The sequence below is a fragment of the Planotetraspora thailandica genome, from assembly GCF_016863335.1.
GTDB classification, from domain to species: domain Bacteria; phylum Actinomycetota; class Actinomycetes; order Streptosporangiales; family Streptosporangiaceae; genus Planotetraspora; species Planotetraspora thailandica.
The window spans coordinates 52,861-77,851 of record NZ_BOOR01000007.1 but is presented as its reverse complement, the minus strand read 5'-3'; the positions used below and the strand labels follow the sequence as shown (position 1 = coordinate 77,851).

22 protein-coding genes and 2 pseudogenes are annotated in these 24,991 nt (G+C 68.0%); 13 read left to right on the top strand and 11 right to left on the bottom strand.

The window, feature by feature from the left end:
- Nucleotides 1-17: 17 nt before the first annotated feature.
- The 4 genes from Pth03_RS05390 to Pth03_RS05375 form a co-directional block, all read right to left on the bottom strand.
- On the bottom strand, nucleotides 18-446 hold the full coding sequence (locus Pth03_RS05390; RefSeq protein WP_203943002.1) for a PIN domain-containing protein: 429 nt from the start codon (nucleotides 444-446) through the stop codon (nucleotides 18-20).
- Complete coding sequence (locus tag Pth03_RS05385) at nucleotides 439-708, bottom strand: hypothetical protein (RefSeq protein ID WP_203943001.1); 270 nt, start codon at nucleotides 706-708, stop codon at nucleotides 439-441. The genes Pth03_RS05390 and Pth03_RS05385 overlap by 8 nt, the downstream gene beginning before the upstream one ends.
- Before the next feature lie 138 nt (nucleotides 709-846).
- Complete coding sequence (locus Pth03_RS05380) at nucleotides 847-2,067, bottom strand: exonuclease domain-containing protein (RefSeq protein WP_203943000.1); 1,221 nt, start codon at nucleotides 2,065-2,067, stop codon at nucleotides 847-849.
- A 92-nt stretch (nucleotides 2,068-2,159) separates the two neighbouring features.
- On the bottom strand, nucleotides 2,160-2,369 hold the full coding sequence (locus tag Pth03_RS05375) for a hypothetical protein (RefSeq protein ID WP_203942999.1): 210 nt from the start codon (nucleotides 2,367-2,369) through the stop codon (nucleotides 2,160-2,162).
- A 238-nt stretch (nucleotides 2,370-2,607) separates the two neighbouring features.
- On the opposite strand from Pth03_RS05375, the gene Pth03_RS05370 reads away from it, so the two are divergent.
- Genes Pth03_RS05370 through Pth03_RS05360 form a run of 3 tightly spaced genes read left to right on the top strand, consistent with a single transcriptional unit; the run spans nucleotide 2,608 to nucleotide 4,547 of the window.
- Nucleotides 2,608-3,249 carry an ArsR/SmtB family transcription factor gene (locus tag Pth03_RS05370; protein WP_203942998.1) on the top strand — a complete coding sequence of 214 codons (642 nt, stop codon included), beginning with the start codon at nucleotides 2,608-2,610 and terminating at the stop codon, nucleotides 3,247-3,249.
- Between the two features lies 1 nt (nucleotide 3,250).
- Nucleotides 3,251-3,991, top strand: a complete 741-nt coding sequence (locus tag Pth03_RS05365; RefSeq protein ID WP_203942997.1) for an SRPBCC family protein — start codon at nucleotides 3,251-3,253, stop codon at nucleotides 3,989-3,991.
- Between the two features lie 19 nt (nucleotides 3,992-4,010).
- The gene (locus tag Pth03_RS05360) at nucleotides 4,011-4,547 is read left to right on the top strand and encodes a dihydrofolate reductase family protein (protein WP_203942996.1); all 537 of its coding nucleotides are present in this window, start codon (nucleotides 4,011-4,013) and stop codon (nucleotides 4,545-4,547) included.
- 70 nt (nucleotides 4,548-4,617) lie between these two features.
- Here Pth03_RS05360 and Pth03_RS05355 read toward each other — a convergent pair whose 3' ends face one another.
- On the bottom strand, nucleotides 4,618-5,259 hold the full coding sequence (locus Pth03_RS05355; protein ID WP_203942995.1) for a class I SAM-dependent methyltransferase: 642 nt from the start codon (nucleotides 5,257-5,259) through the stop codon (nucleotides 4,618-4,620).
- A 275-nt stretch (nucleotides 5,260-5,534) separates the two neighbouring features.
- Between Pth03_RS05355 and Pth03_RS41980 the strand changes: the two genes are divergently transcribed.
- The 3 genes from Pth03_RS41980 (at nucleotide 5,535) to Pth03_RS05345 (ending at nucleotide 10,768) form a co-directional block, all read left to right on the top strand.
- Complete coding sequence (locus Pth03_RS41980; protein WP_275413029.1) at nucleotides 5,535-5,669, top strand: hypothetical protein; 135 nt, start codon at nucleotides 5,535-5,537, stop codon at nucleotides 5,667-5,669.
- 125 nt (nucleotides 5,670-5,794) lie between these two features.
- On the top strand, nucleotides 5,795-9,046 hold the full coding sequence (locus Pth03_RS05350) for a discoidin domain-containing protein (protein WP_203942994.1): 3,252 nt from the start codon (nucleotides 5,795-5,797) through the stop codon (nucleotides 9,044-9,046).
- A 123-nt stretch (nucleotides 9,047-9,169) separates the two neighbouring features.
- Nucleotides 9,170-10,768, top strand: a complete 1,599-nt coding sequence (locus Pth03_RS05345; RefSeq protein ID WP_203942993.1) for a GMC family oxidoreductase — start codon at nucleotides 9,170-9,172, stop codon at nucleotides 10,766-10,768.
- Between the two features lie 41 nt (nucleotides 10,769-10,809).
- Here Pth03_RS05345 and wrbA read toward each other — a convergent pair whose 3' ends face one another.
- Together wrbA and Pth03_RS05335 are read right to left on the bottom strand one after the other, a co-directional pair.
- Complete coding sequence (wrbA, locus tag Pth03_RS05340; RefSeq protein ID WP_203942992.1) at nucleotides 10,810-11,442, bottom strand: NAD(P)H:quinone oxidoreductase; 633 nt, start codon at nucleotides 11,440-11,442, stop codon at nucleotides 10,810-10,812.
- A gap of 141 nt (nucleotides 11,443-11,583) precedes the next feature.
- Entirely contained in the window at nucleotides 11,584-14,295 is a 2,712-nt protein-coding gene (locus Pth03_RS05335; RefSeq protein WP_203942991.1) for an AAA family ATPase, read from the bottom strand.
- A gap of 181 nt (nucleotides 14,296-14,476) precedes the next feature.
- Between Pth03_RS05335 and Pth03_RS05330 the strand changes: the two genes are divergently transcribed.
- The gene (locus Pth03_RS05330) at nucleotides 14,477-16,150 is read left to right on the top strand and encodes a serine/threonine-protein kinase (RefSeq protein ID WP_203942990.1); all 1,674 of its coding nucleotides are present in this window, start codon (nucleotides 14,477-14,479) and stop codon (nucleotides 16,148-16,150) included.
- Between the two features lie 279 nt (nucleotides 16,151-16,429).
- Nucleotides 16,430-18,106: an alkaline phosphatase D family protein gene (locus Pth03_RS05325; RefSeq protein ID WP_275413028.1), complete on the top strand. Its 1,677-nt coding sequence runs from the start codon at nucleotides 16,430-16,432 to the stop codon at nucleotides 18,104-18,106.
- Nucleotides 18,107-18,161: 55 nt separating this feature from the next.
- Here the strand turns inward: Pth03_RS05325 and Pth03_RS41270 are convergent, their stop codons facing one another.
- Nucleotides 18,162-18,512: a transposase gene (locus tag Pth03_RS41270; protein ID WP_373318505.1), complete on the bottom strand. Its 351-nt coding sequence runs from the start codon at nucleotides 18,510-18,512 to the stop codon at nucleotides 18,162-18,164.
- A 12-nt stretch (nucleotides 18,513-18,524) separates the two neighbouring features.
- Between Pth03_RS41270 and Pth03_RS42440 the strand changes: the two are divergent.
- From Pth03_RS42440 to Pth03_RS05300, 5 genes and pseudogenes are all read left to right on the top strand, one after another.
- Nucleotides 18,525-18,722 (top strand): annotated as a pseudogene (locus Pth03_RS42440) (hypothetical protein); the annotation flags it as partial.
- Between the two features lie 408 nt (nucleotides 18,723-19,130).
- Nucleotides 19,131-19,619, top strand: coding sequence for a nuclear transport factor 2 family protein (locus tag Pth03_RS05315; protein ID WP_203942987.1), 489 nt, complete (start codon nucleotides 19,131-19,133; stop codon nucleotides 19,617-19,619).
- Nucleotides 19,619-20,539 carry an NADP-dependent oxidoreductase gene (locus Pth03_RS05310; protein WP_203942986.1) on the top strand — a complete coding sequence of 307 codons (921 nt, stop codon included), beginning with the start codon at nucleotides 19,619-19,621 and terminating at the stop codon, nucleotides 20,537-20,539. The genes Pth03_RS05315 and Pth03_RS05310 overlap by 1 nt, the downstream gene beginning before the upstream one ends.
- A 111-nt stretch (nucleotides 20,540-20,650) precedes the next feature.
- Nucleotides 20,651-21,286 carry a nuclear transport factor 2 family protein gene (locus Pth03_RS05305; protein WP_203942985.1) on the top strand — a complete coding sequence of 212 codons (636 nt, stop codon included), beginning with the start codon at nucleotides 20,651-20,653 and terminating at the stop codon, nucleotides 21,284-21,286.
- A 292-nt stretch (nucleotides 21,287-21,578) separates the two neighbouring features.
- Nucleotides 21,579-21,746, top strand: a pseudogene (locus Pth03_RS05300) (hypothetical protein); the annotation flags it as partial.
- Between the two features lie 85 nt (nucleotides 21,747-21,831).
- On the opposite strand, the gene Pth03_RS05295 reads toward Pth03_RS05300, so the two are convergent.
- The 3 genes from Pth03_RS05295 to Pth03_RS05285 form a co-directional block, all read right to left on the bottom strand.
- Nucleotides 21,832-22,923, bottom strand: coding sequence for a hypothetical protein (locus Pth03_RS05295; protein ID WP_203942983.1), 1,092 nt, complete (start codon nucleotides 22,921-22,923; stop codon nucleotides 21,832-21,834).
- A 97-nt stretch (nucleotides 22,924-23,020) separates the two neighbouring features.
- Nucleotides 23,021-24,007 (bottom strand): hypothetical protein, encoded by a 987-nt coding sequence (locus Pth03_RS05290; protein ID WP_203942982.1) that lies wholly within the window; start codon nucleotides 24,005-24,007, stop codon nucleotides 23,021-23,023.
- Entirely contained in the window at nucleotides 24,007-24,972 is a 966-nt protein-coding gene (locus Pth03_RS05285) for a hypothetical protein (RefSeq protein WP_203942981.1), read from the bottom strand. Before Pth03_RS05285 ends, Pth03_RS05290 begins: the two co-directional genes overlap by 1 nt.
- Between the last annotated feature and the right edge of the window lie 19 nt (nucleotides 24,973-24,991).

Below are 24,991 nucleotides of genomic sequence, written 5' to 3'. Positions count from 1 at the left end.
GGTCATCAGGGCCTGCGCTAGTCAGGGTCGACGATCTCGACGATGTGAAGCGGCTGCTCAAGAGCGCGGGCCGGCCCCTTCCATTTCACAGCGTCGATTGTGAGGATTGGGCAGATTGCCACGTCGGCGATGGCGGCCACGTGTGCGTCGTAGATGTCGAGTCCGGTGATGGCCATCACGTCGGCGAGTTTCGCAACCTGGTGAATGCCATCCAACGGTGCCACAGTGGCACGCTCGAATGCGGCCAGGCCCACGAGCAAAGCCTGCGCGTCTGGTAGGCCACGGCTGTCGCGCAGCGCGCCGGCGGCTGCGAGCGTGGGGATGACCAGCGCTTGGCCCGCTTGGTCGAATCCCTGGAGGAAGCCGATCAGATTTGCGTCGCCGCGGGCCACGTCAGAAAGGATGCTGGTGTCGAGGATGTGCGGCGTCGGGGTGAAACTACTCACCTGACGCCTCGGGGAATCCCTGCTCGGCGAGCTGCCGGTTTACGTGGGCCATCATCCTGGCCACGCGTGCCGGGTCTGCCTGCCGAGCTCGTTCCCTGAGTAGTGCCAGTGCCCGCTGGTCCGCGAGCCGCTTGTCGGCGATGGCGTCGTTGAAGACGGCGGCCACGCTGGATGCTTTGCCGCTGGCTACCAGGTGTTCGGCGTACTCGACTACGTCAGGATCCACCGTGATCGTGATCCGGGCTTTCCTGTCCCCGCTCATACCCCGCATCATACTCATGCGGTTGGGCTTGAACAGGCTCATTGAGCAGGCAAGACGCGAGCCGTTCCCGTACGGCCCGCGCAGGCGCCCGGCTCAGGTGACCGATGAACGGGACGACGGCGGTCTCTTCGGGATCCGTTACCGACCGATCAGCCGCAGGAACGCCTCGGTCGTCACGATCGGGATCCCATAGATGCGCGCCCTGCGTGCCTTCTGGGAGAGGGTGTCGGGGTCGGCGGCGACCAACAGCCTGACCTTTTTGGTGACCCGCGGATGCGGGACGTATCCCGCCGCGCGGGCCCGCTCCTCCCAGACCTCCCGGTCGGTCTCCGACTCACCGGTGAAGGCGACCAGGTCTCCGGTCGCCAGCCGGAGCCCGTCGAACGGGCGCGACGTCCCCCCATCCGGGTGGGCCAGAGCACGCGTCGCGGAGTCGGCAGGCAGCCCGAGAAGTGCGGCGACCCGGGCGAGCGTGTCCCGGTCGGCCTCCGTGACGGCGCCCTCGACCCGGGTCGCTGCGGCAAGCGCGACGAGGTAGTCGACGTGCAGCCGGTCGAGGTCGGACCTGCTCAACCCCATCGCAGCGGCGAATTCCACCAGAGCGTCGGCCTCCGTGGGCGAGATGTGGAGGTCGAGGAGCGCCTGGTCGAGCAGGGCGAGGTAGGAGTCGGCCACGACCGGCTCGGGCACCCGCGGCATCCTGTCGAGAATCCGGGCCAGGAAATGGGTGTCGCGCTCGGCGGAAACGCCGCGTCGCACCACCGATGTCCCCCGGTCGAGCAGGTCGGGCCAGCGGGCCCGGGCGGAGGCGTCGAGCAGGTCCCGCCAGGGAACCCGCGTCTGGGAAAGCGTGATGTAGTGCTGGAGGAGACCGGCGGCGGCCCGCGCGTCGACGAGGGCGTCGTGATGCCCGCTCAGCGGAACCTCAGCGAGGGCGCAGCACCCGGCCAGATTGCGCGGCGCGTCGGAGAGGAACCGCGGCGCCCATTTCATCGTGCACACCCCTGCCTCGGGGTTGAGCGGGACGTCGATGCCCAGCCGCCTGAACTCGCTCGTGAGAAAGAGGAGATCGAAGGCAAGGTTGTGGGCGGAAACCACCCGTCCGCGGAGGAGGGCGGCGACCGTGCCCGCGACCTCCTCGAAGGCCGGCGCATGGCGGATGTCGGCGGCGGCGACGCGGTGGATGCGCTGAGGCCCCAGATCGCGGCCCGGGTTGACGAGTGTGGCCCACTCGCGCGTGATCTCCCCCGAGTCGTCGACGTGAACGATGCCCACCTCGATGACCCGGTCGTGCCAAGCGGGTCGCAGTCCCGTCGTCTCGACGTCGACGACTGCGTAACCGGACGTGCTCGTCGGCATCGGCTCGCCCTCCATCGGTAATCCCGTTCTCAAGGATTCCCAATGTCTGGATCCTCGACGCCTATTTGGAATCCGCGGCGGCGAGAAGGTCGTCAGTCCTCGCCGGCGGGGAGCCGGTCAGGCTCGTCGGCGGCACCTGAGCAGCTCAACTCGCCGCCGTTGGCCGCCTGCTGGAGCAGGTTGTAGAGCTGCTCGCGCTGGTTGTCGTCGAGCGCGCCGAGCACCTCGTCCTCGACGGCGGCGAGCTGGAATTCGGCCTTGGCGAGTCGCCGTACACCGCGCCGTACGGCAGGCCCCGGCACCGAAGTGGACCTCCGTGAATACGAGGGCCGCACCCACGCCTGGATGCTGCTCTCGGATGCCGGCGCGGCCGAGGTCGTCGACGAGATCGCAACCGTGCTCGACTGATACGCGAGACCGGGATGGTCTGCGGCGATGCGACCGCCGTGGGACATCGGCAGTGCCTTACGGCAGAAGCCATCACGACCGACGATAATTTTTTTCTTGACAGGATTGATTGTCGGATGAGAAGGTTTCGGCATGTGGGAAGTGGCGGTGATCGAAGACGCGGCTGCGGCGGGAGCCGCGCTGGATCCGATCCGGGCACGGCTGCTGTCCGAGCTGGCGGAGCCCGGCTCGGCCAGCAGCCTGGCGGTCCGGGTCGGGCAGCCCCGGCAGAAGGTGAACTACCACCTCCGGGAGCTGGAGCGGCACGGCCTGGTCGAGCTGGTCGAGGAGCGACGCAAGGGCAACATGACCGAGCGGGTGCTCCAGGCGACGGCGTCGTCGTACGTCATCTCGCCGGCGGCGCTGGCCGCGGTCGAGCCGGACCCGTCGCGGTCTCCGGACCGGCTTTCGGCACGGTGGCTGCTGGCGGTGGGCGCACGACTGGTGCGCGAGGTCGGCACGCTCATCACCGGGGCGTCCAAGGCCGGTAAGCGTGTCGCGACCTACACGCTCGACGGGGAGGTGCGGTTCGCCACCGCGCACGACCGTGCCGCCTTCGCGGAGGAGCTCACCAACGCGGTGGCCGGGCTGGTCGCCAAATATCACGACGAGAAGGCGGCAGGCGGCCGGGCGTACCGCGTCATCCTGGCCGTCCACCCGTCGATTCCCCAGACCGCAGGCGACGAAATGAAGGCCGCGGAAGCAGCGCAGGCCGACGAGAAGAAAGAGTCCTGACGTGGGCCACCACTGGGAGCAGCGCGACGAGGCGACGGTCGAGGCAAGCGTCGAGGAGGTGTGGGAGGCCATCGCCACCGGCCCGGGCATCGACTCGTGGTTCATGGGTCGCAACGAGGTGGACCCCGGCCCGGACGGCGCGGTCCGCACAACGATGGGGACGTTCACCATGGGCTCCGCCATCACCGAGTGGGAGCCGCCGCACCGGTTCGCGTATCGCGGCACCGACAGCCCGGACGGACGGTTCGTCGCGTTCGAGTACCTCATCGAGGGGCGCGACCAGGGCAGCACCGTGCTGCGTCTGGTGTCGAGCGGCTTCCTGCCCGGCGACGACTGGGAGGACGAGTTCGAGGCCATGCGCCTCGGCGGCGCGATGTACTTCGCGACGCTCGTCGCGTACCTCGACCACTTCGCCGGCCGTACCGGACGACCGGTCACCGTGTCGGGGCCGCCCGTGACCGACTGGCCGACCGCCTGGGCCGAACTGCACCGGGCCCTGGGACTGTCGGACTCGCCCCGGGTCGGAGACCCGGTCCAGGCCACCGTGCCCGGACTGCCGTCCATCGAGGGAGTCGTCGACTTCGCCAACCCGCATGCCACCGGCATCCGGACGCCGGATGCGCTCTACCGCTTCGTCCGAGGCTACTTCGGCTCGATCGTCCTGGGCCACCACATCTTCGCGCATGACGACACCGACACCACGCAAACCTGGCAGGCCTGGCTCAACGGCCTGTCCGCCTGACATCTTGAGGAGAACCGACATGGGAAGCATCAAGTCCGGCCTGTTCATCTCGCTCGACGGCGTTACCGAGGCCCCGGACACGTGGCACTTCGGCTACTTCAACGACGAGATGGGCAACGCGGTTGGCTCGCTCATGGCGGGCAACGACGCCATGCTGCTCGGCCGCCACACGTATGACGAGTTCGCGAGCTACTGGCCGAACGCGGACGCCGACGACCCGATGACCAAGCAGATGAACAGCGCCAAGAAGTACGTGGTGTCGAACACGCTGACCCAGGCCGACTGGGAGAACACCACCGTGGTCGGCGGCGAGGACGTGTACGACCAGCTGCGTGCGCTGAAGGCCGATCAGAACCTGGGCATGACCGGCAGCGGGACGCTGGTGCGATCGCTGCTGGCGGAGGGACTGATCGACGAACTGCACCTGCTGGTGCACCCCGTCGTGCTCGGCACCGGCCAGCGGCTGTTCGAGGGTTCCGCCAAGGTCCCGCTGAAGCTGGTGAGCTCGGCGACGTTCAGCACGGGCGTGCTGCACCTGGTCTACACGAACGAGTAACGGAAAATACGCGCGCGTGCCGGGGCCTCCCGGCACGCGCTTTTTCGTACGCCCCCAGGGGCGGTGACGGTCAGCGCCGTGCGGAGAAGAAGGCGACGGCACCGTCACGATCGACGCCGATCTCGTCGAGGCCGGCCGTGGCGAGCCAGGACGACAGATCCTCGGCCGTTCCCACGGCGCCGAAGATCCCGCTCCGCTGACACAACGAGATCACCGTGTCCTGCCGCAGGCCGCTCCCCCGCACGACGGCGGTTCCCCGCAGGCGCCCACCCGGCCGCAGGATGCGGGCCATCTCCGCGAGAGCCGCCGGTGGATCCGCAAAGCAGTGCAGGCCGAAGTAGCTGAGGCACAGATCGAAGCAGCCCTCCCGGTACGGCAGAGCCGTCACGCTCGCCTGGACGAACCCGATGCCCGGCAACCCGAGCCGGCCCGCATTCGCCTGCGCGCGGCGCAGCATCACCGGGGACAGGTCGAGCGCCACATAACGACGGGCGCCCTCCTTCGGCAGCCCGCGGAAGGCGACGCCTCCGCCGCAGGGGACGTCGAGCATCCGACCGCCGTTCGCCAGCTCCCGTAGACGGTGGATGTCGCCGTAGAAGCGACTCAGGTCGGCGCCCCACAACAATCTGCCGCCGATCCGGCCGAGCCGTTCGTGCTCGACGCCGAAGTCGTAGAAGACGGCGGTCAGCCGCGCATGCCGCCAATCAGCCATGTCGCAGCCTCCATCTGACGCCGCCCACCCAACCTGGTCTTTCCGGCGTGGTCCACAGGCGAGACGAGCTGTCTCGATAGATCTGATTAATCATGCCCAGGCTGCTTGCCTGATAGATGCGATCAATCACTCCCGTTTCGTCCCGATACATGCCTATATATCCGATATCACAAGATGATGCATAGGATAATTGGCGCACACTCTTCTATCTCCGCGCTCCGGCGTGCATACTCTCCAGCGATAGAACAGATCTATCCGCTGTGAGGAGTGGGCAGATGGCGGTGGACACGAACGTCCCCCAGCACGTCGACGTCGCATCCCCGCCCCGAAACCGCCACGAAGCCCGTGACGCCGCCGCGGGCGACCGGTCCGGATGCCGGATCCGCGACCGGCTGGCCACCCGCACATAACCCCGGCCTCCCCTGGCCCATCCGGCCGTTCCACGCGGCCCAGTTCGGTCTCGCGAGAAGATCGCCCAACTATCACCCCATTTGTTCCCGTACGCGTTGATTAGGATTCAATGCCATCTTTATCCGTGAAAGTGTTAACCGCGGCGGCCGGGATCACCCTCGCCGCCGGCGCATTGGTGCCCGGCACCGCCTGGGCAGACAATGCGCATTCAGCGGATGTCAGCGTCTATGTCTCGTCGGCGACCGGCCGGGACACCAACCCGGGAACCAAGGCCAGGCCGTTCAAAACGCTCGAGGGCGCCCGGGACCATGTCCGGGACATCTCCCGGCGAGCCCACGGTGACATCGACGTCGTGCTGGCCGACGGAACCTATCCGCTCTCCCGTACCTTCACGCTGACCAGCGCGGACTCGGGCCGGAACGGCCACCGGATCACCTACACGGCCGCGCCCGGCGCCCACCCGGTGATCAGCGGAGGCACCCAGGTGCGCGGATGGACGTTGTCGGATCCCGCGCACAACATCTACAAGGCGCACGTCGGCGACATCGACACGCGTCAGCTGTACGTCGACGGGGAGCTGGAGACGCGTGCCCGCGACCGCGACAACCCGCCCGGCTTCTCGAAGACCGCGACCGGATACACGATCACCGACCAGAGTCTGCAGAACCTGAAGAACCAGCAGTACATCGAGGTCGACAGCCGCTGGGGCTGGATGCACTACCGCTGCCCGGTGCAGAACATCACCGCCACGGCGATGACGATGCAGCAGCAGTGCTGGCACAACGCCAACCTGCATGAAGGCCAGGAGATCCAGACCCCGAGCTGGCTGGAGAACGCCTACGAGTTCCTGGACACTCCGGGCGAGTGGTACCTCGACAAGACCACGGGCGACCTCTACTACATGCCGAAGCCGGGCCAGAACCTGTCCACCGCCACGGTGACCGTGCCCATGGTGCAGGACCTGGTCGACCTCAACGGCGACATCGATCACCCCGTGCGCGACGTCGGTTTCGACGGGATCACCTTCTCCTACGCGACCTGGCTCGCGCCCAGCGGACCGGACGGCATGGTCGAAGGACAGGCCGGCTTCCGCATCACGGGAACCGACAATCCGAACTTCGACTCGACCCGGCTCAAGTGGGTCAAGACGCCCGGAGCGGTGAACGTCGCCTACGGCCATGACGTCGCGTTCACGGACAACACCTTCACGCACCTCGGCGCCGTCGGACTGAACCTCAACACCGGCACCCAGGGCACGTTCATCAACGGCAACGTGTTCAAGGAGATCGCGGGAACCGGCCTGCAGGTCGGCGGCACCGACGTGATCGACGCGCACCCCGATGACCCGCGGTCCATCACCAAGGACAACACGGTCACCAACAACGTGGTGACGAATGTGGCCGACCAGTACGGCGGGTCCCTCGGCATCTTCGCCGGCTACACCGAGCACACCGTCATCAGCCACAACAAGGTCTACAACCTGCCCTACAGCGGGATCTCGCTCGGCTGGGGCTGGGGCCTCACCGACCAGGGCGGCGACACGAACTACCCCGGCAACTCCGGCGTGCCGATCTGGGACACCCCCACGACGGCGAAGAACAACGTCATCACGGACAACCGGATCTACGACATCATGAAGCGCCAGGCCGACGGCGGGGCGATCTACACGTTGAGCTCCAACCCCAACAGCGTGGTGTCGGGCAACTACATCTCCGACGTGCCGTCTCCGGCCTACGGGGCGATCTACCACGACGAGGGCAGCCGCTACTTCCACACGACGCAGAACGCGTTCTGCAACGTGGCCTTCCAGTGGATGCTCATGAACCACGGCCTGAACATCGACGCCGAATACAACTTCACCACGCAGCCCCAGTATTCGACCCAGTTCAACACCCTCGATTCGACGGTCGCCAACAACACGACGGTCGACGGTTGTCAGCAGTTGCCCGCCTCCATCGTGGACAACGCCGGCCTGGAACCGCAGTACCGCCACCTCGACCCGGACCAGCCGTCCGGCGACCGGTCCGCTCCGTCGGCGCCCGGCAAGCCCTCCGCGGTGACCGCCTTCCCGACGGTGGCCGACCTGAGCTGGGCCGCGTCGACGGACGACACCGGCGTCACCGGTTACTCCGTCTTCCGCGACGGCAAGCTCGTCGGCGCCTCGAAGAACCCGCAGACGCGCCTCACCGGCCTGACCGCGGGACAGACGTACACCTTCACCGTGACGGCGCGGGACGCGGCGGGCAACGAGTCCCGCACGAGCAAGGCGGTCACCGTGACGATGCCCGCAGGGATCGACCTGGCGCTGCACAAGCCGGTGACCGTCTCGTCGTACTCGGAACCCAACGTCCCTGACCTGGCCGTCGACGGTGACCTGTCGACCCGGTGGGCGCAGGGCCTCGGACTGCCCGACCCGTCGTGGATCCAGGTCGACCTCGGTGCGCAGCACAACGTCAGCGGCGTGATCACCACCTTCGAGAAGCAGAGCGGGTACAAGTACCGGCTCGAGGTCTCGACCGACCAGAGCCACTGGGTGACGATCGACGATCACACCGCCGCGAGCACGACCACCTCGGCCAATTACACGTCGCTCGCGCAGCCGATCGCCGGGCGTTACGTGCGGCTGACCGTCACCGGTTCCAACTGGAACGGCGGCAGCATCTACGAACTGCAGGTGTACGGCACGCCGCTGACGTCGGCCGCCGACACCCAGGCCCCGGTCATCTCCGGGAAGCCGGCGGCGAACGTGCTCCTGCCGAGCACGCTCGACCTCAGCTGGCCCGCCGCCACGGACAACACGAGCATCGCGGGATACGCGGTGACCCAGGACGGCAAGCAGATCGCGCTGACCGGGCAGACGACGCTGCGTGTCTCCGGGCTCGCCCCCGCCACGCCGTACACGTTCTCGGTCACCGCGCGCGACGCGGCGGGCAACGAGTCGGCGCCGAGCCAGCTGACGCTGACGACGCCGGCGGACGACGACCTGGCGCTGCACAAGCCGGTGACCGTGTCGTCGTACTCGGAGCCGAACGTCCCGTCGCTGGCCGTCGACGGTGACCTGTCGACCCGGTGGGCGCAGGGTCTCGGGCTGCCCGACCCGTCGTGGATCCAGGTCGACCTCGGTCAGGCCACGTCCGTGAAGGGCATCGTGACGACGTTCGAGCTGACCAACGGCTACAAGTACCGACTCGAATATTCGCTGGACGGGACGGCGTGGTCGACGTTCGACGATCACACGGCCGTGGCCACCACGGAGCGGGTGAACACGGCTTTCGCCCCCGCACCGGTGCAGGCCCGATATGTACGGCTGACCGTCACCGGGTCCAATTGGAACGGCGGCAGCATCTACGAACTCCAGGTCTACGGCGGTTTCTGACGCCTGTCCGGATGAGCTGACCCGCGGCCCCCAGGCCCTGACCTGGGGGCCTCTCCATGGAGATCACTAAAGCCAGCAAATGCGCATTGACGGATATATAGGGACGTCGATATATCCATTTGCATGATCGACTATGTGATCGTCGGGGCCGGGTCGGCCGGGTGCGTGCTGGCCAACCGCTTGTCGGAGGACCCGAGGGTCCACGTGCTGCTGATCGAGGCAGGCGGCTCTGACCGCAACCCGCTCTATCAAATTCCGAAGGGATTCGGAAAACTCTTCGACGATCCGACGAAGGTCTGGCACTACCCGACGCGTCCGTTCGGCCCGAGCGCGCAATCGGAGATCTGGCCCCGCGGCAGGGTCCTCGGCGGATCCAGTTCGATCAACGGAATGGTGTACAACCGGGGCCATCAGGCCGACTACGACGAACTCGTACGGCTGGGCAATCCGGGATGGGGCTGGGACACCATCCTGCCGATCTTCCGCGCCATCGAGGACAACGCGCTGGGCGCGACGGAGACCCGGGGCGTGGGCGGGCCGTTGCACGTCTCCCTCCCCCGTGACCCCGATCCGCTGTGCGAGGAGATGATCGCCGCCGGCACAGCGCTCGGCTTGACCGCCGTGGTGGACGTCAACGAGTCCGACGGCGAGCGCATCGGCCACGCGATGGCGACTATCAAGGACGGACGGAGATTCAGCGCGGCCAGGGCGTTTTTGCACCCCGTCCGCGGCCGGCGCAATCTCACGGTCGTCACCGGCGCCCTGGCGACCGAGCTGCTGTTCGAGGGCGACAAGGTCATCGGCGTCCGGGCGCGCGACGCCAAGGGCGGCCTGGTGGACTACCTGGCCCGCAGAGAGGTGGTCCTGTCCCTCGGCAGCCTCGCCACGCCCAAACTGCTGCAGTCGTCCGGCATCGGGCCTTCCGACGTGCTGCGTGCCGCCGGGGTCGAGCTCCGCCTGGACCGGGCGGGAGTGGGCGCGCACATGCGCGAGCACCGGTGCCTCGCCCTGAAGTTCCGCCTCAAGGAGGACCTGGGCTACAACAGGCTGCTCTCCACGCCGGCCCAGCAGGGCGTGACCGCGCTGAAGTACCTGCTGAACCGGAAGGGCCCCCTTGCCGCACCCGCCTACGACGTGATCGCCTTCCTCAAGTCCCGCCCGGAACTCGACCGGCCGGATGCCCAGTTGCTCATGGGGCCGTGGTCGGTGGCGACGTACAAGGCGGGTGAGACGGTCGCCGTCGAAAGAGAGCCGGGAGTGTCGGTCGTCGCCGAGGTGCTCCGCCCCACGTCGGAAGGCAGCGTGGCCATCACATCGGCGGATCCGGACGCTCCGTTGCGGGTCGACCCCGGCTACTTCGGCTCGGACCACGATCGTCGCGTGGGCGTCGACCTCTTCCACCGGATGCGCGAGTTCTTCGCCCAGGAGCCGATCGCCTCGAGGCTGATGCACGAGACGTTCCCGGGCCTGGAGATCCAGTCGGACGAGGACGTCATCGACGCCGCACTCGACGGCGGTTACTGCGGCTACCACGCGATCGGGACATGCGCCATGGGACCGGACGACGCCGATGTCGTCGACTCCCGGTTACGCGTGCGAGGCGTCGGCAATCTCCGGGTGATGGACTGCTCGGTCTTGCCGACCATGGTGTCGGGCAATCTGAACGGCCCCATCATGGCGATGGCCTGGCATGCCGCAGAACTCATCCTCGACGGGGCCTGATCACCGGCGCGTTCTCGCAGCGGCAGGGCCCCGCCGTCACGTCACGCGAACCGGGCCGCGCGTCCCCGCACGAACGTGGCCGTGGTCTCGACGACGCGGCGGGCCTGGAACTCCATCGCGGCCAGCTCGATCTCGCCGGGCGGGACCTCGGCGTTGTTGGACGTGTGGCTGGTGCCGTACGGGTTGCCCATCTGGAACTGGATCGGGTCGGCGTAACCGGGCGGGACGATGATCGATCCCCAGTGGTAGAACGTGTTGTTCAGCGCGACGATCGTCGTCTCCTGCCCGCCGTGCCGGGTGCCGCTCGCAGTGAACGACGAACCGATCTTGTCGATGAGCTTGCCCTGCGCCCACAGGCCGCCGGCGGTGTCGATGAACTGCTTGAGCTGCGACGCCGGCAGTCCGTAGCGGGTGGGTGTGCCGAACATGATCGCGTCGGCCCACTCCAGGTCGTCCAAGGACGCCTCCACGATGTGCTGCGTGGCGGCGGCATGGTCGCTCCAGCCCTGGTTGGAGGCGATGGCCTCGGCGGGGGCCAGCTCGCGCACCTTGCGCAGCCGTACCTCGGCGCCCGCCTTCTCCGCGGCGGTGGCGGCGGTCTTGGCGAGCTCGAAGACCGTTCCCGTCGAGGAGTAATAGATGACGGCTACTCGGACGGCCTCATTCAGGGACATAGGTGATCTCTCTCGTTTCCGGTCTGAACCGAAATGAATTTAGGCCGGGCCATCGGAACGCGCATCGGTCATCGCATCGGTCATCGCATCAGTCATGCGCCCGCTCTCGGCGCCCCCAAGCGCGTACGGCAGGCGGCCCGGTCATTCGCCCAGCGTCGCGGCGCGCTCCCTGAGCTCGGCGCGGGAGGTGATGCCCAGCTTGAGGAAGACGCTGGACAGGTGATGGCCGACCGTCCGGGGGCTGATGAACAGGGAGGCCGCGATCTCCCTGTTGGTCAGCCCCTGCGCGGCGAGCCTGGCGATGCGTGTCTCCTGCGGCGTCAACGGGGTGGGACCGGAGGCCTGCTCCGCCCGGGTGCCCGTCTCGCCGGCCAAAGCGAGCTCCGCCTCCGCGCGGGCCTGCCATTCATGCGCCCCCAGCTGGGCGAAGGTCTCCCTGGCGGCGCGCAGATGTCCTCTGGCCTGGGCCCTGCGGCGGGCTCTGCGCAACCACTCGCCGTAGAGAAGCTCGGTCCTGGCGTGGTCGAACGGGCGGTCGGCCGCGGCGTATCCGGCCAGCGCCAGCGTGTAAAAGTCCTCCGCCTCATCGCCTTCCGTCGTCAGCCCCCGGCAGCGGAAGGCCGCGCCCCTCGCCCAATCGGCCCCGCTCCGGTCCGCCCACTCCTCGATGAGCCGCATCCACTCCGTGGTCGCGTCGTGGCGTCCCGCGCGGACGGCGGCCTCGACCGCGTCCGCCGCCGCCAGCACCGCGAAGGTCGAATGCTCCCCCTCGCCGCCTGGCGTGATCAACCTGTCCAGCAGCTCGGAGGCGTCCGCGGCCCGGCCCGCGCCGAGCGCCGCCACCCCCTGGTACCAGTAGGACGAGCCCGTCAGCGCCCGGGACGACCTGCTGGACCTGCTCCGTCGCGCATCGCGGATCAGCTCTTCCGCGGCGGTCTCCCCTTCGGTGGTGGACCTGAGCCAGCCCACCACGGTCATGGCCTGAGCGATCACGCTCTCCGCCCCCATGTCCTCGCCGAGCCGGAGTCCTTCGCTCACGTTGAGCCGTCCTTCCGCCCAGCGACCGCTCATCAACTCGACCGTGCCGAGCTGCGCCAGCAGGAAGGCTCGCGCGGACAGCGTCCCCGTCTCCTTGGACCGGTCGGCGGCTCCCTGGTAGCAGACTCGTGCCTGCTCCTCCAGCCCCCAGGCGATGGCGATCGGAGCGGGAAGCAGCAGCCATGTGATCAGATCGAGGTCGTCTCCCTGAGTGATCTCCGGCATGGCCTGGCCGCCGGGTAGCGCACCCTCGAACCACCAATGGCGAACGCCCTTGACCAGCAGATCGACCTGTTCGTCCCCCGTCGCGGGCAATCCGTCCAGGACGCCCAGTGCCCGAGCCCAGTGTTCAGGTGAGTCGATGTTCCACGCCGCCCGCAGCGCGAGGCACGTGAGCTGCACAGCCAGCCGAGGATCCTCGACGATCACCGCGTCGGCCAGCAGCAGCCCATGGGCGCGCGCCTGCTCACCGTGGACGAACTCCAGCAGACCCCGCAGCCCTCTGCTGAGCGTCGCGACCACGGCCTCAGCGGCCAGGCTTCGCGCCCGCGTCAGCAGCTCGCGCGCGGGCTCAGGCTCCCCCGACTGCCAGGCGGCGCGTGCGGCCTCGGCGTACCTTCTGCCCGACAGCTCCCTGTCAGGGGTCAGCTCGGCCGAACGCCGCAGCACTCTGGAGGCCGTCGCGCACCCGCCCCGGGCCAAGACCCGCTGCGCCGAGCGATGCAGAAGGTCGGCGACCTCCGCGTCCGGCTCCAGCGTCGCTTCGGCGAGATGCCAGGCCCGGCGGTCCATGTCGTCCCCGCCGGCGAGCACGGCGGCCAGGGCCCGATGAACGGCCTGCCGTTCAAGCACGGGCGCCGCCTCGTAGATCACACTGCGGATCAGGGGGTGGCGCAAACTCACCCGCGTCCCCGACAGGTCGAGGAACCGGTCCACCACTGCCTGGTCCCACGTCTCGGGGCCGATCTCGAGCACGGTGGCCGCGGCGCTCACCGTCCCGAGGTCGCCGCGGTCCTCCGCCGCGACCAGGAGCAGTAGCGTCCTCGCCGCTGTGGGAAGGGACGCGACCGTGGCGAGGAACGCCTGGCGCAACATCGGCCCCGGAGGAAGCGTGTCCCCCACGGCAAGGCAGGCGCCGCCCATCCCGGAGAACTCGTGCAGCGCCAGCGGATTGCCGTGGGCGGAACGCAGCACCGCCCTGACTGCCGAATCGGTGAGCTCGGCATGCTCGGCCCGCAGGTACGCATGCGCGGCGGACTCGTCGAGCGGCTCGACGTGGATTTCCGCGACGCCGCTCCATCTGCCCTCGGCAGGACCATGATCGGTGGCCACCAGGGCGATCGACTCGGTGCGCAGCCTGCGGGCGACGAAGGCCAGACAGCTCGCCGACTCCGGGTCGATCCACTGGGCGTCGTCCACCAGGATCAGCACCGGCCGCGGGCGTGCCAGTTCCGACAACAGAGTCAGCGTGGCCGCCCCGAGCAGAAGGCTGTCGGTCCTGCCCTCGCCCAGGCCGAAGGCGGCTCGCAACGCCGCCGCCTGAGGTGCGGGAAGCGCGTCCACGCGATCGAGCACGGGCCACAGGAGCTCGTGCAGGGCGGCGAAGGCCATGGCGGATTCCGACCGCGTTCCCCTGCTGCTCAGGATGGTGAGGCCTTCGGCCCGGCCCTCGATGTACCGAAGCAGCGCCGTCTTGCCGATGCCCGGATCGCCCCGGAGCACGCGGGCGCCGCCCCGCCCCCGCTGAGCCGCATCGAGGAGACGGTCGAGCTCCGCCGTCTCCCGATCTCTCCCGTACAGCACTGCTGAGGCCACCCCCTTACGTTACAAAATGTGAATGTAACCTAATCGAGACCCTGCGCTATGCCCCTCCCCCTGCCGTCAGGAGCCACGCCATTTGGGCGGACTTAATCCCCATTCAGGAAATGAAGTCAGAAGCCCCACTGATACTGTTCTGCCTCACAAGTTGTGCTAAATCCGCTAACGGGGAGTCGGTGTGGCGCACGCACTCACGGTTGATGACCCGCGCCGCCTCGGCGCCTTCGAAATCGTGGCGCGTATCGGAGAAGGCGCACAGGGCGCGGTCTACCTCGGCCGCTCACCGTCGGGCGATCAGGTTGCGGTCAAACTACTGCACGCCCGGCTCTCCGGCGACCCCGACGCCCGCGCCAGATTCCTGCGTGAGGTCTCGGTCGCCCAACGGGTCGCGCGGTTCTGCACCGCCCCCGTCCTGCACGCCGACCTCGAAGGCAACCAGCCCTACATCGTCAGCGAGTACGTTCCGGGGCCGTCGCTGCGCGAACTGGTGCAGCGCGAGGGGCCGCGGCGAGGAGCCTCGCTCGACCGCCTTGCGATCAGCACGGTGACCGCGCTGGCCGCGATCCACCGGGCGGGCGTCCTGCACCGCGACTTCAAGCCGGCCAACGTGCTGATGGGCCCGGAAGGCCCCGTCGTCATCGACTTCGGCATCGCGAAGGCACTGGACACACCCGGCATGACGGCCACCGGAGAGGCCCTCGGCACACCCGCCTACCTGGCCCCCGAGCAGGTCCACGGTACGGCCGTGACCCCGGCGGCCGACATGTTCGCCTGGGGCGTCACCATGGTGTTCGCCGCCACCGGAAGCCCCGCCTTCGGCTCGGACACCATCCCTGCGGTGATCGCGCGAATCCTCAACGACCACCCCGACCTCACCGCCCTGGACGCGCCGTTGCGTGACGTGGTCGCCGCGTGCCTGTCCAAGGACCCCACCCGCCGTCCTTCAGCCGAGAGCGTGGCGGCCCGCCTGATGGGTCAGCAATCGGCCGAAGCGAGCACAGGCGATCGGCAGACCAGCAGAAACCCCCATACATCCCAAAGCGGTCAAATAGGCAATAAGCCAAGCAATAACGGAAACATTGTGAACGTCAGAAACGACGTGCACATTGTCGGCCACACCGACGGCCGGAAAGGCAAGCCGCGACTGGCTATCACGCTGACGGTCTCAGCGGTGGTCGCTGCGGCCCTGGTCGCCGGCACCGTGGCGTTCATGAAGTCATCCGGCGCGTCCAGCGGCTCCACGCCCGTCGCGCAGCAGGCACCTGCCGTGGATGCGCCCGGCAACGGGCAGACCCAGGACGACGGTCAGGCCGCGAACGCACAGGCCGACGGGAGCGTGCCGGACAAGACATCGGCGGCCAAGGGTCCGAAGGGGACCGGCGCATCCACTCGGGCACCCGCGACGTCCGATTCCCGGACGACTTCGGGGGGTACCGCACCACGGACAACGAACCCCTCACGGGCGCCCTTGCCACCTGCCACGTCGGCGCCCCCACCGAGTACGGCACCGGCCACGACGGCGCCCAAACCGAACCCGTACACGCCGACTCAGGTATGCGGGTCCGGGTACCAGGTCATCGACTCGCACGCCCTGAGCGGCGCCACCGTCTACCTGCTCTACAGCAACGGGTCCGGGAAGAACTGCGTGGTGACGATGTCGAAGTACGTCATCACCCAGAAGATCAAGATGAGTGCCGTTCTGCAGGTTCAGGACAGCTCCAGCAGCGGCGACTCCGGCAACTACACCGTCTACGCGGGCCCGCTCCGGCTGTCGGCCGCAGCCAAGTGCGTGGTCTGGGGCGGCGGGTACGGCACGTCCAGCTGGAAGAGCGGCTGGTCCCACTGCGGTTAGCCGGTCCCACCGGCTTGATCATCGAGGTCGGCGACACAGAGCGTCTCATTCGCCGGAACGACCGTGATCTCATCCGCCATCCGCGCCGCCACCTCCGTAACGCTCGATTTCCTCGGCGAGGGTACCGAGCGCGGGAGCGAAGGCCTTCCCTCGAAGAGCCGGGTGTTCATCGGTCGTTGGGGAGACCTTGCCCTCAGCGCCACGGCCAATCGGTTAGGTGATACCAAACCACCCATAAACACATCAGTCCCAAGCATCGCATTGGGCCCAGGAGACACCATGGTCGACCCGAACCGTCGAGAGCTTCTCAAATCTGCGCTGGCGGCGGGGGTGGTGCCCTTGCTACCTGGTGCAATACTCGCCCATTCGGATGGGTCGAAGAAGCCCGGTCAGCCGCAGATCCCTACTCAGCCGAGTCTTTTCCCGCACGGGGTGGCCAGCGGTGACCCGCTGACCGACCGGGTCATTCTGTGGACTCGTGTGACCGCTCCGGGAGCACAGTCAACTCATGCCGAGGTCGCGTGGGTCGTCGCTCGTGACCCCGAGTTGAAGCACGTCGTCGCGTCAGGCACCTCCACCACCGACGCGTCACGTGACTGGACGGTGAAGGTGGACGCCGACGGGCTCAAGCCCGGAAGGACCTACTACTACGCCTTCTCCGCGTTCGGCGGCAAATCACTGGTGGGGCGCACTCGTACGGCACCGAAAGGATCACCCGACTCCCTGCGGTTGGCGATCGTCACCTGCGCGGACTACACGCAGGGGCTGTACAACGCCTACGGGCGCATCGCCGAGCGCGACGACATCGATGCCGTCGTGCACCTCGGCGACTACATCTACGAGGGCGGCAAGCAGGACAAGGTGCGCCCTGCCGTCCCGCCCGTCGAGGTCCGCACCCTTGACGAGTACCGCGGTCGGTATGCGTCCCAAAGGCTGGACGCGAACCTGGCCGAAATGCATCGCCACCACCCCATGATCTGGGTCTGGGACGATCACGAGACGTGCGACGGGACGTGGCGCGACGGCGCCGACCCCAAGAATCAGGACGAGGCGGAGGACGGACCGTTCTCGGCCAGGAAGCTCGCCGCCCGACAGGCCGCGCTGGAGTGGCTGCCCATCAGGTCGCCCGAGCCGCACAACCCCGAGCGCATCTACCGCAGCTTCTCGTTCGGCAACCTCGTCGATCTCATCATGCTCGACACGCGCCGGATCGGACGGGACGAACAAGCCGCATGGCACGTGGACAGCTTCACGCAGACCGGCGCCTTCGCCGACCCCACGCGCCAGATCCTCGGCGAAACCCAGGAGCAGTGGTTCTTCGACTCGCTGCGCGACAGCACCGCCGCCTGGCGCATCATCGGCAACCAGGTCATGTTCTCCCAGTACAAGTTCGTCGGCGCGCCCAATGCCACCAACGCGAGCGTTTACGCCAATCCCGACCAGTGGGACGGTTACAACCCCGCCCGTGACCGCGTCTTCGATGCACTCGAAAAGCACCACGTCAAAGACGTCGTCATCGTCACCGGCGACGTCCACGCGGCGCTCGCCATGGAGGTCACCCGCGACCCCAACAACCCGGAGGCCTACGACCCGGCCACGAGCCGCGGCGCTGTCGCCGTGGAATTCGTGACACCGTCGATCAGCTCCGCCGGTGACCCGGAACCGGAATCCGCCACGGCGCAGACCACGCCGGAGCGGATGCTGGCCTCGCACCAGGCCAACGCCGCCGCCAACCCCAACCCCCACATCAAGTACCTCAACACGCTCAACGGTTACATGATCCTGGACATCAACCGTGAGCGAGTGAAGGCCGATTATTGGCTGGTGCCGTTCGTCGGCCGTCCCACCGACCAGCAAGATCTGGACAAGTCCTTCGTCGTCCCGCGCGGGCGAGCCACACTCATGGACGCCTCCGCCTTTGAAAGCAGCACGAACCCAGACTCTGCCGGCAAGTAGATCCCGGGTACGGCTCGGTCGTCGAACAATCTGGATCTAAGGCGTGTCCCGCGGATCATGGATTTGGGGTGCGGAGCCAGATCCTGATCGAGGCGACGTCGATGGTGCCCTGGTAGATGAGTTGGCGTTTGTCGGTTCTCAGGGCGACGGCCCGGTGACTCTTCAGCTTGCCGAAACACCGCTCGATGGTGTTGCGCTCGGTGTACCACTCGGCGTCGAAGCCGGGCGGACGCCCGCCGGCGCTGCCCCGCTTGAGCCGGTTGGCTTGTTGATCCTTCTTGATCGGGATGACCGCCTTGATACCGCGCCTGCGCAGGTAGGCGCGGTTACCACGGGAGGAGTACGCCTTATCCGCCAGGACCCGCGCCGGTCGCTTGCGAGGCCGGCCCGGGCCCCAGCGGGCGATCCGGATCGGCGAGCAGTCCTGGCCGAGCAGACCGACGAATGGAGCGAAGCCCGCCGCTACATGGGCCTGGACATCCTCGCCAAAGCCCGCATCCGACTCGTGCCAGTCGACACATCGGCCCAGAACCCGATCCCGCAGAACACTCACCGCTTAACCTGCAGAAACAGGATCACGCGAAGGTCAACTCATACACCACTCCCGTGGACGTGACCGACCATCCAGCCTACGAGCTAGCCGAACAACGATCACGCAGAGCTACTTTGCCCCTGATGGCAGCGACCAGAGCGCCGGGCCTTCAGCTCCTCCGCGCTTCCCTAGTCGCTACAGCTCTGGAGGTTCCGTCAGGAACACCACCTCGACGATGACCATCAACACCAACCCCTGAGTCGCCGTCGGGGGACGGCGTACAGCCGCCGGGAGGCTCGCCCTCCCGGCGGCTGCCGTAGGGGAGCGAGCCCGACGAGTTCCCGGAGATCCCCGGCTGATCCATACCCTCGGAGTATCGCTGGGTACTCAAACGCTCATAGCTCTTGAGCCGTGCCATCTGGTGGGCTGGGGGACAGGACACCACTGCGGAGTCCTTGGTGCGTCTCGAAAGAACTGATGAGGAAGTGCCCTATGAGCGATGAGCGAAAGGTCCAAGAGGTCCTGGCCCGCTACGTCCGCGCGACGGACCGGCGTGATGGCAAGGCACAGGGTGCCTTGTTCACCGACGAGGCAGTCGTGCAGATCTACGTCAAGCGGGGACCGGACAGCTACGAGCCGTTCGGTGAGCCACTGGTCGGCGGGGCGGGCGTGGAGTACGCGGTCACGAACTTCATGGCGCCGCACCCGGAAGGCGGTTCCAGCCACCACACCACCTCCGACCACATCATCGAGGTCGACGGCGACAGCGCCCATATGAACGCCCAGTTCGTCGTCTTCGAGGTGCGCACCACGGCACGCCCGGCTGACGGCTGGCCCGCCGGGGTCTTCGGCGCGCAGGGCACCGTGCGGCCGATCGAATCCGGGTACTACGACACCGATCTGCGCCAGATCGACGGTGAGTGGAAGATCGTTAAGCACGACGTCCTCTTGGACATGCCGATCGCCGTCCCGGGTGCCTGATGAAGGCGATCGTCTACCGCCGCTACGGCGGCCCAGAGGTCCTGGAGCTCACCGAGCTGCCGGAGCCCAAAACCCACGTCGACTCGGTCCTGATACGGGTGCGGGCGGCCGCGCTCAATCCCGCCGACCTTGCGTTGCAGGCCGGGGCGCTTGACGGCGCTGTCGAGACGTACTTCCCGGTCATCCCCGGTTGGGACATCGCCGGCGTGGTGGTGCGCCCCGGCCTCGCCACCCCGGAGTTCGCCCCCGGCGACGAGGTCATCGGCTACATCCGCGGCGACGTGCAGCGGGCCCACGGAGGACTGGCCGAACTGGTCTCCGCCGACGTGCGCACCCTTGTGCGCAAGCCGCGCACCATGGACTTCGCCGAGGCCGCGGGGCTGCCGCTGGCCGGACTGACCGCCTACCAGGCCGTCGTGCACACCCTGGACGTTCAGCCCGGGGAGACCATGCTCGTGCACGGAGCGGCCGGCGGGGTCGGCTCCCTCGCCGTCCAGATCGCCCGATCGCGCGGAGTTCGTGTCATCGGCACCGCCTCCCCGCGCAACCACGACTACCTGGTGTCGCTCGGCGCCGAACCGGTCGCTTACGGCGAAGGGACTGCGAACCGCGTCCGGGACCTCGCTCCGGAAGGGGCGGACGTGGTCCTCGACTGCGTCGGCGGCGGCGTGCTCGCCGCGACGGCGGGTGCCGCCCGCCCCGGCGCCCGGGTGGCCTCCATCACCGAGGTCGGTGTGCCGGGCGTCACCCCGGTCTTCTGCCGCCTTGATTCCGCCGATCTCGCCGCCCTGGTCGAGTTCGCCGAGGCCGGCGAACTCCACGTACGGGTCGCAGCCACCTACCCCCTGGAGCGCGCGGCAGACGCACAGCGCGCTTTGTCCACCGGCATGCCCGGCAAGATCGTCGTCGAGATCGCCTGACGACCCCCATGGCCGTGGGCGTGCGCACAGCGCCGCCGCGGACCGAAGCGGCCGATCACGGCCCGGCTCACGGGCTCCTGACCGTGGGCCCTATCTGAGAGAACGGAAACCATGAACACACACACCACCCGGCGCCGTGGCCTGTCCACCGCGCGGACCAGCCTCCTCGTCGCGGGAGCCCTCGTCCTCGCCGTCGCCGGTTTCGGCACCGCCGAGGCCGCCACCAATGAGGCACCGGCCTCCCGTACGGCTTCCGCGCCGGACGCCACCTGGCAGGTCCAGCAGACCCTGGCCAGCTACGTCCGGGACACCGACCACCGGGACGGCGCGTCCCTGTCCAAGCTCTTCACCTCGAAGGGCAAGGTGGAGATCTACGCGAAGAACGCCAAGGGCCGCTACGAGGCCGTCGGGGCGCCTATCGTCGGCCGGGACGCCATCGACAACGCGGTGACCCACCTCCAGGCGCCCCTGCCGGTGCTCGGCTCGGAGCACCACGTCACCAGCGACCCGGTCGTCTCGGTCAAGGGCGACACGGCGCACCTGAACGTTCAGTTCATCACCTACGCCGTTCAGGGCACCCAGGAGCCTGACGGAGGCTGGCCCTCCGGTACGGCCGGGGTGCAGGGCACCATCAAGCCATACGAGGCGGGCTACTACGACGCCAGCCTGCACCGCGACCATGACGAATGGCAGATCACCAGCCTGCGTATTCTGCACGACCTGCCCATGGTGATTCCGGCCGGCTGATCTTCCCCGCCTTTCGTCGCAGGGCGACGCCGCCGCGCAGCAGGCAGCGTGGTGCGGGTCGGAAACTCCCCATCTGACCCGCTTATTTCACGATACGCAACAAAACTGTAGAGTGACGGAATGCGATCGACAAGTGTCGGGTTGTAGAAGCAACCAACACGCAAAGGGAGCCCATGTCCTCGCGAGCGCATGACCTGAGCTGGGGAGATGACGACGAGGGGCGCGTTCCGACCGGTCTCGATCTCAGCAGGCCGAGCATCGCCCGGGTGTACGACTACATGCTGGGGGCAAGGACCACTTCGCCGTGGACTGGGCGGTCGGGGAGCAGTTGAAGAAGCTGATGGGGCCCGGCTGGGAGAGCAGGCGCAACGCGGTCGACAACCGCGCGTTCCTCCGCCGGGTCATGCGCTACCTGGTCAAGGACGCCGAGGTCGGCCTGCCGCCAAAACGAGCGTTTTAGCAGTCCGGGCCGCGATGGGCGGGTTTCCCGCCCATCTCCGGCCGTTCCTCGGCGAGCCCACGACCGGACGGCATCAGAGACCTGGTCAGTATCCGTCCGCGGCGAGGCGGCCGGCCTCCTCCCACGACATCAGCTCCTGGACCTTGGCGAAGTAGGGCGCGGTTTCATCTGGTTCCAGGACCGCTTCGATTACTAGGCGCCCGGGAACACGCGGAAGAAATCGCACGGCTTGGTAGTGATGACGGAACACCGGCGGGTCGAGCACGAGCTGGCGGATGCCGTCGACGACGGGGATCCGGCTGGGGGTAGTGGCGCTCCAAATCCAGCGGCCAGAGGGTTCGGCGAAGTTGAAGCATTCGAGCGCATGCGGCAGCGCGTCCAAGTTGTCCATGTCGATCTTCGCGTCGCCACACATCGCGACGGCTTCGGGGCTCGGAGCTTCGCCGGGCAGATGCCCGCCACCGATGAGGACGCCGGCGAGGAGGGTCTGGAGCTGGTAGTTACCGCTGATCCCGCTCATGCGCATCCGAAACCCTCGCCGGGAAGCGCGGTCCAGAACCAGCAGCGGTTCCTCGTCGAGCAACAACAGCGCTCGCTGCACACACTGGAGATCGCCGTAGTCCGGCTCGATCCGTTCGGTCAGTTCGACCAGCTCGCTGCGGTTCGCCAGCGTCCGGCGCACGCCGGGATCCGCCAGCACCGCGACTGCGGCCATCTCCCACCTGTGGAGGGTTAGCCATCCGAAGTAGAGGGCGTGCCACACCGTCCCGTAGTCGGGTCCGAGTTCGGCCTGCAACTCCTCGCTGGGCATTTCCGCCGGGTCCGGCAGGTCCTCGTCGTCGCCGAACCTCTCTCTCCACAGCCGGGCGAACTCGAGCGCGCGCTCCAAACTCTCCTGCAGACCTCTGAGGATGTGAGGCGCACAGGCCGCCGCGTCGGCGTTCCACTCGACGAGCGCGCCCACCAGCACTGCGTAGACGGCCGCATGCCATTCCGGCATCTCGGACAACAGCCCGGCCAGGCGCGGGGCGATCTCAGCCGAGTGCCCTGCCAGCTCGCTCTTGGGGATCGACGACAGATCACGGTAGGCCGCTTCCAGCAACGACGTCTTCCGTGCGGCGATCGCCGCCTCGACGGCGTCGACGGCGGCGTGCACTGGTAACTGGGGGGATGCCACGGCGGCAGTCTAGACAGGGATCAGCCGGATCCGGTGGCGTGCACGGCACAGTGGTCAAGCGCGAACACGCACCCGCCGCTGTCGTTGATGAATGAGCTCACAAAACACGGATGGAGGAGATCAGGCGGTTCACGTCGGGCAGGTAGTCCTGCGCCGGATCCGGCATGCTGACGAAGAAATAGACCGGGCGTCCCAGCCCCGTGTCGATCATGACCATGGTGAGCAGAATGGTGCGTATGTTGGTGCTCGCCTTGGGGCTGAAGGTCTCCTGCCTGGTGATGACCCAGGCCTCACGGCCGTCGACGGTCAGGGGCGCTGAGACGATGTCCTGATAGGTGACATCCGTCCAGGTCGTATAGGTGTCCATCTCAGCCAACGCCGCTTGGAAGAGCCGGTTCTCGCCGGTATAGCGATAGAGCAGGTCCGGGTTCATGCGGCCCGAGCCGTAGAAGGCGAACCACCCTCGCTCAGGCCGGGACTCCTGGCGGAGCGTGAGCACGCTTCCAGGCACGCTCGACTGGCCCTCTCTGGGCGGGGTGTCCCAGCCCCCGCCGAGACGGGCGTACGAGATGCCTGCCGCACGGTCGGTCGACCGTCCGGCGACAAGGGACGACCTGCCGGAATATCGGGGCAGTTCCATGCGGTCGCCGGCCTGGGCGTAGTCGTTGCCCGGGCCGCTCATCGGCGGGGGCATGTAGCTGGCGGGGTCGCCGACCTTGCCGCCACATGCCGCGTACGGGCCGGTGAACTGGGCGACGGCACTCCCGTCGACCTCCAGGCGACAGGTCACCAGGATCCCGCCCACCCCCCTGGCGGTGACCGACACCTTGTCGCCGTCGTGGAAGACGAAGTCTTCGAAGAGGCCGTCCGTGCGGGTCCGCTTCAATCGTCCGCCCGGCGAGGTCATCTCGACATCCGCGAGCCCTTGGACCGCGACGATATATCTGACCTGCGCCGGCTGGGCGGAGCTCCCGTCATAAAGGGTGAAAGCGGCGAAATAGACGAACAGGATGAATGCGCCGAGGCCACCGGCCCAGCGGGGCACGGGACCGGTGATCCGCCGCCCTTGCCGCGACAACGCCATCAGCTCGCCTCCGCGAGGTTCGGCGCCAGGTTCGGAGACAGGGCGAGCCCGGCCTTGCGCGCCCGCTTCACGCTGGCGCGCAACGCCTCCTCGACCCGGCGTGCCTCTTCGGTCAGCTCGGTGATCTGGGCGATCGCGAGCTCGTCCCGGACGGTCCTGGCGAGCAGATCCCGATACTCGTCGCTCCGCGCGGTCAACCGCTGCACCGTCTCCCACTGCCGCAACGCGTCGTCCGCGCCGCGCACCATGGCCGCGTAGTCCTCGAGCGCGCAGACCCGCCGGGTCACCGACTCGGTGGCGAGGTCGAGCGCATCCGCCTGCGCGTCCAGCATCTCGGCGATCCGCCGATGCTCCCGGTCGGTCACGGCCTCGTGCTCGCGCCGCAACGTGTCCACCCGGACGAGCACGGACGCGACTTCCCACACCTGGGCGGGCAACGTCACCGCGTTGCGGACGTCGTCGAGCAGGCCGGTCCTGTTCACCTCGGACTCGAGCACGGCCGCCGCGGCCGTCTGAGCCCGGCGCAGCAGGCCCGCCGCAGTCTCGGTGAGGTCGTCGGGACGCACGTATCTCCCCCGGAGCTTCCGCGCGAGCCGAGCCGCCGGTCCTTCGCCGCACCGCCACAGGAGAACCCCGAAGGTGACGGGCATGGCCCACCCGGCCGCGACGAAGAACGCGCCCAGTCCAGGCCCTGCCGCGGCCGCGGCCACCGCGAGTGCCACCACACCGGCCTGTACGGCCAGGCCGGCAAGCCGTACACGCCCGCCGTAGAACCAGCCCATCAGCCCCGGCAGCAGCGTCCACATGGGGGCGTGCAGCAGGCAGACGCCCGCGTCCTGCCACGTGCGGCCGCCGAACCACGGCCTGCGGGCTGGAACACCGCGCGAGCCGAGCGCCTCCGGGTCGCCCAGGAGGAGTTTCCTCTCCCGCTCGGGAACATCGGGATCGATCACCGGCTCCGACATGAGTCCATACTCGGCAGAT

Coding starts and splice junctions, on each gene's coding strand:
- Pth03_RS05385 (WP_203943001.1), bottom strand. CDS start 708: ATGAGCGGGGACAGGAAAGCCCGGATCACGATCACGGTGGATCCTGAC.
- Pth03_RS05380 (WP_203943000.1), bottom strand. CDS start 2,067: ATGCCGACGAGCACGTCCGGTTACGCAGTCGTCGACGTCGAGACGACG.
- Pth03_RS05370 (WP_203942998.1), top strand. CDS start 2,608: ATGTGGGAAGTGGCGGTGATCGAAGACGCGGCTGCGGCGGGAGCCGCG.
- Pth03_RS05360 (WP_203942996.1), top strand. CDS start 4,011: ATGGGAAGCATCAAGTCCGGCCTGTTCATCTCGCTCGACGGCGTTACC.
- Pth03_RS05355 (WP_203942995.1), bottom strand. CDS start 5,259: ATGGCTGATTGGCGGCATGCGCGGCTGACCGCCGTCTTCTACGACTTC.
- Pth03_RS41980 (WP_275413029.1), top strand. CDS start 5,535: ATGGCGGTGGACACGAACGTCCCCCAGCACGTCGACGTCGCATCCCCG.
- Pth03_RS05345 (WP_203942993.1), top strand. CDS start 9,170: ATGATCGACTATGTGATCGTCGGGGCCGGGTCGGCCGGGTGCGTGCTG.
- wrbA (WP_203942992.1), bottom strand. CDS start 11,442: ATGTCCCTGAATGAGGCCGTCCGAGTAGCCGTCATCTATTACTCCTCG.
- Pth03_RS05325 (WP_275413028.1), top strand. CDS start 16,430: ATGGTCGACCCGAACCGTCGAGAGCTTCTCAAATCTGCGCTGGCGGCG.
- Pth03_RS05315 (WP_203942987.1), top strand. CDS start 19,131: ATGAGCGATGAGCGAAAGGTCCAAGAGGTCCTGGCCCGCTACGTCCGC.
- Pth03_RS05310 (WP_203942986.1), top strand. CDS start 19,619: ATGAAGGCGATCGTCTACCGCCGCTACGGCGGCCCAGAGGTCCTGGAG.
- Pth03_RS05305 (WP_203942985.1), top strand. CDS start 20,651: ATGAACACACACACCACCCGGCGCCGTGGCCTGTCCACCGCGCGGACC.
- Pth03_RS05290 (WP_203942982.1), bottom strand. CDS start 24,007: ATGGCGTTGTCGCGGCAAGGGCGGCGGATCACCGGTCCCGTGCCCCGC.
- Pth03_RS05285 (WP_203942981.1), bottom strand. CDS start 24,972: ATGTCGGAGCCGGTGATCGATCCCGATGTTCCCGAGCGGGAGAGGAAA.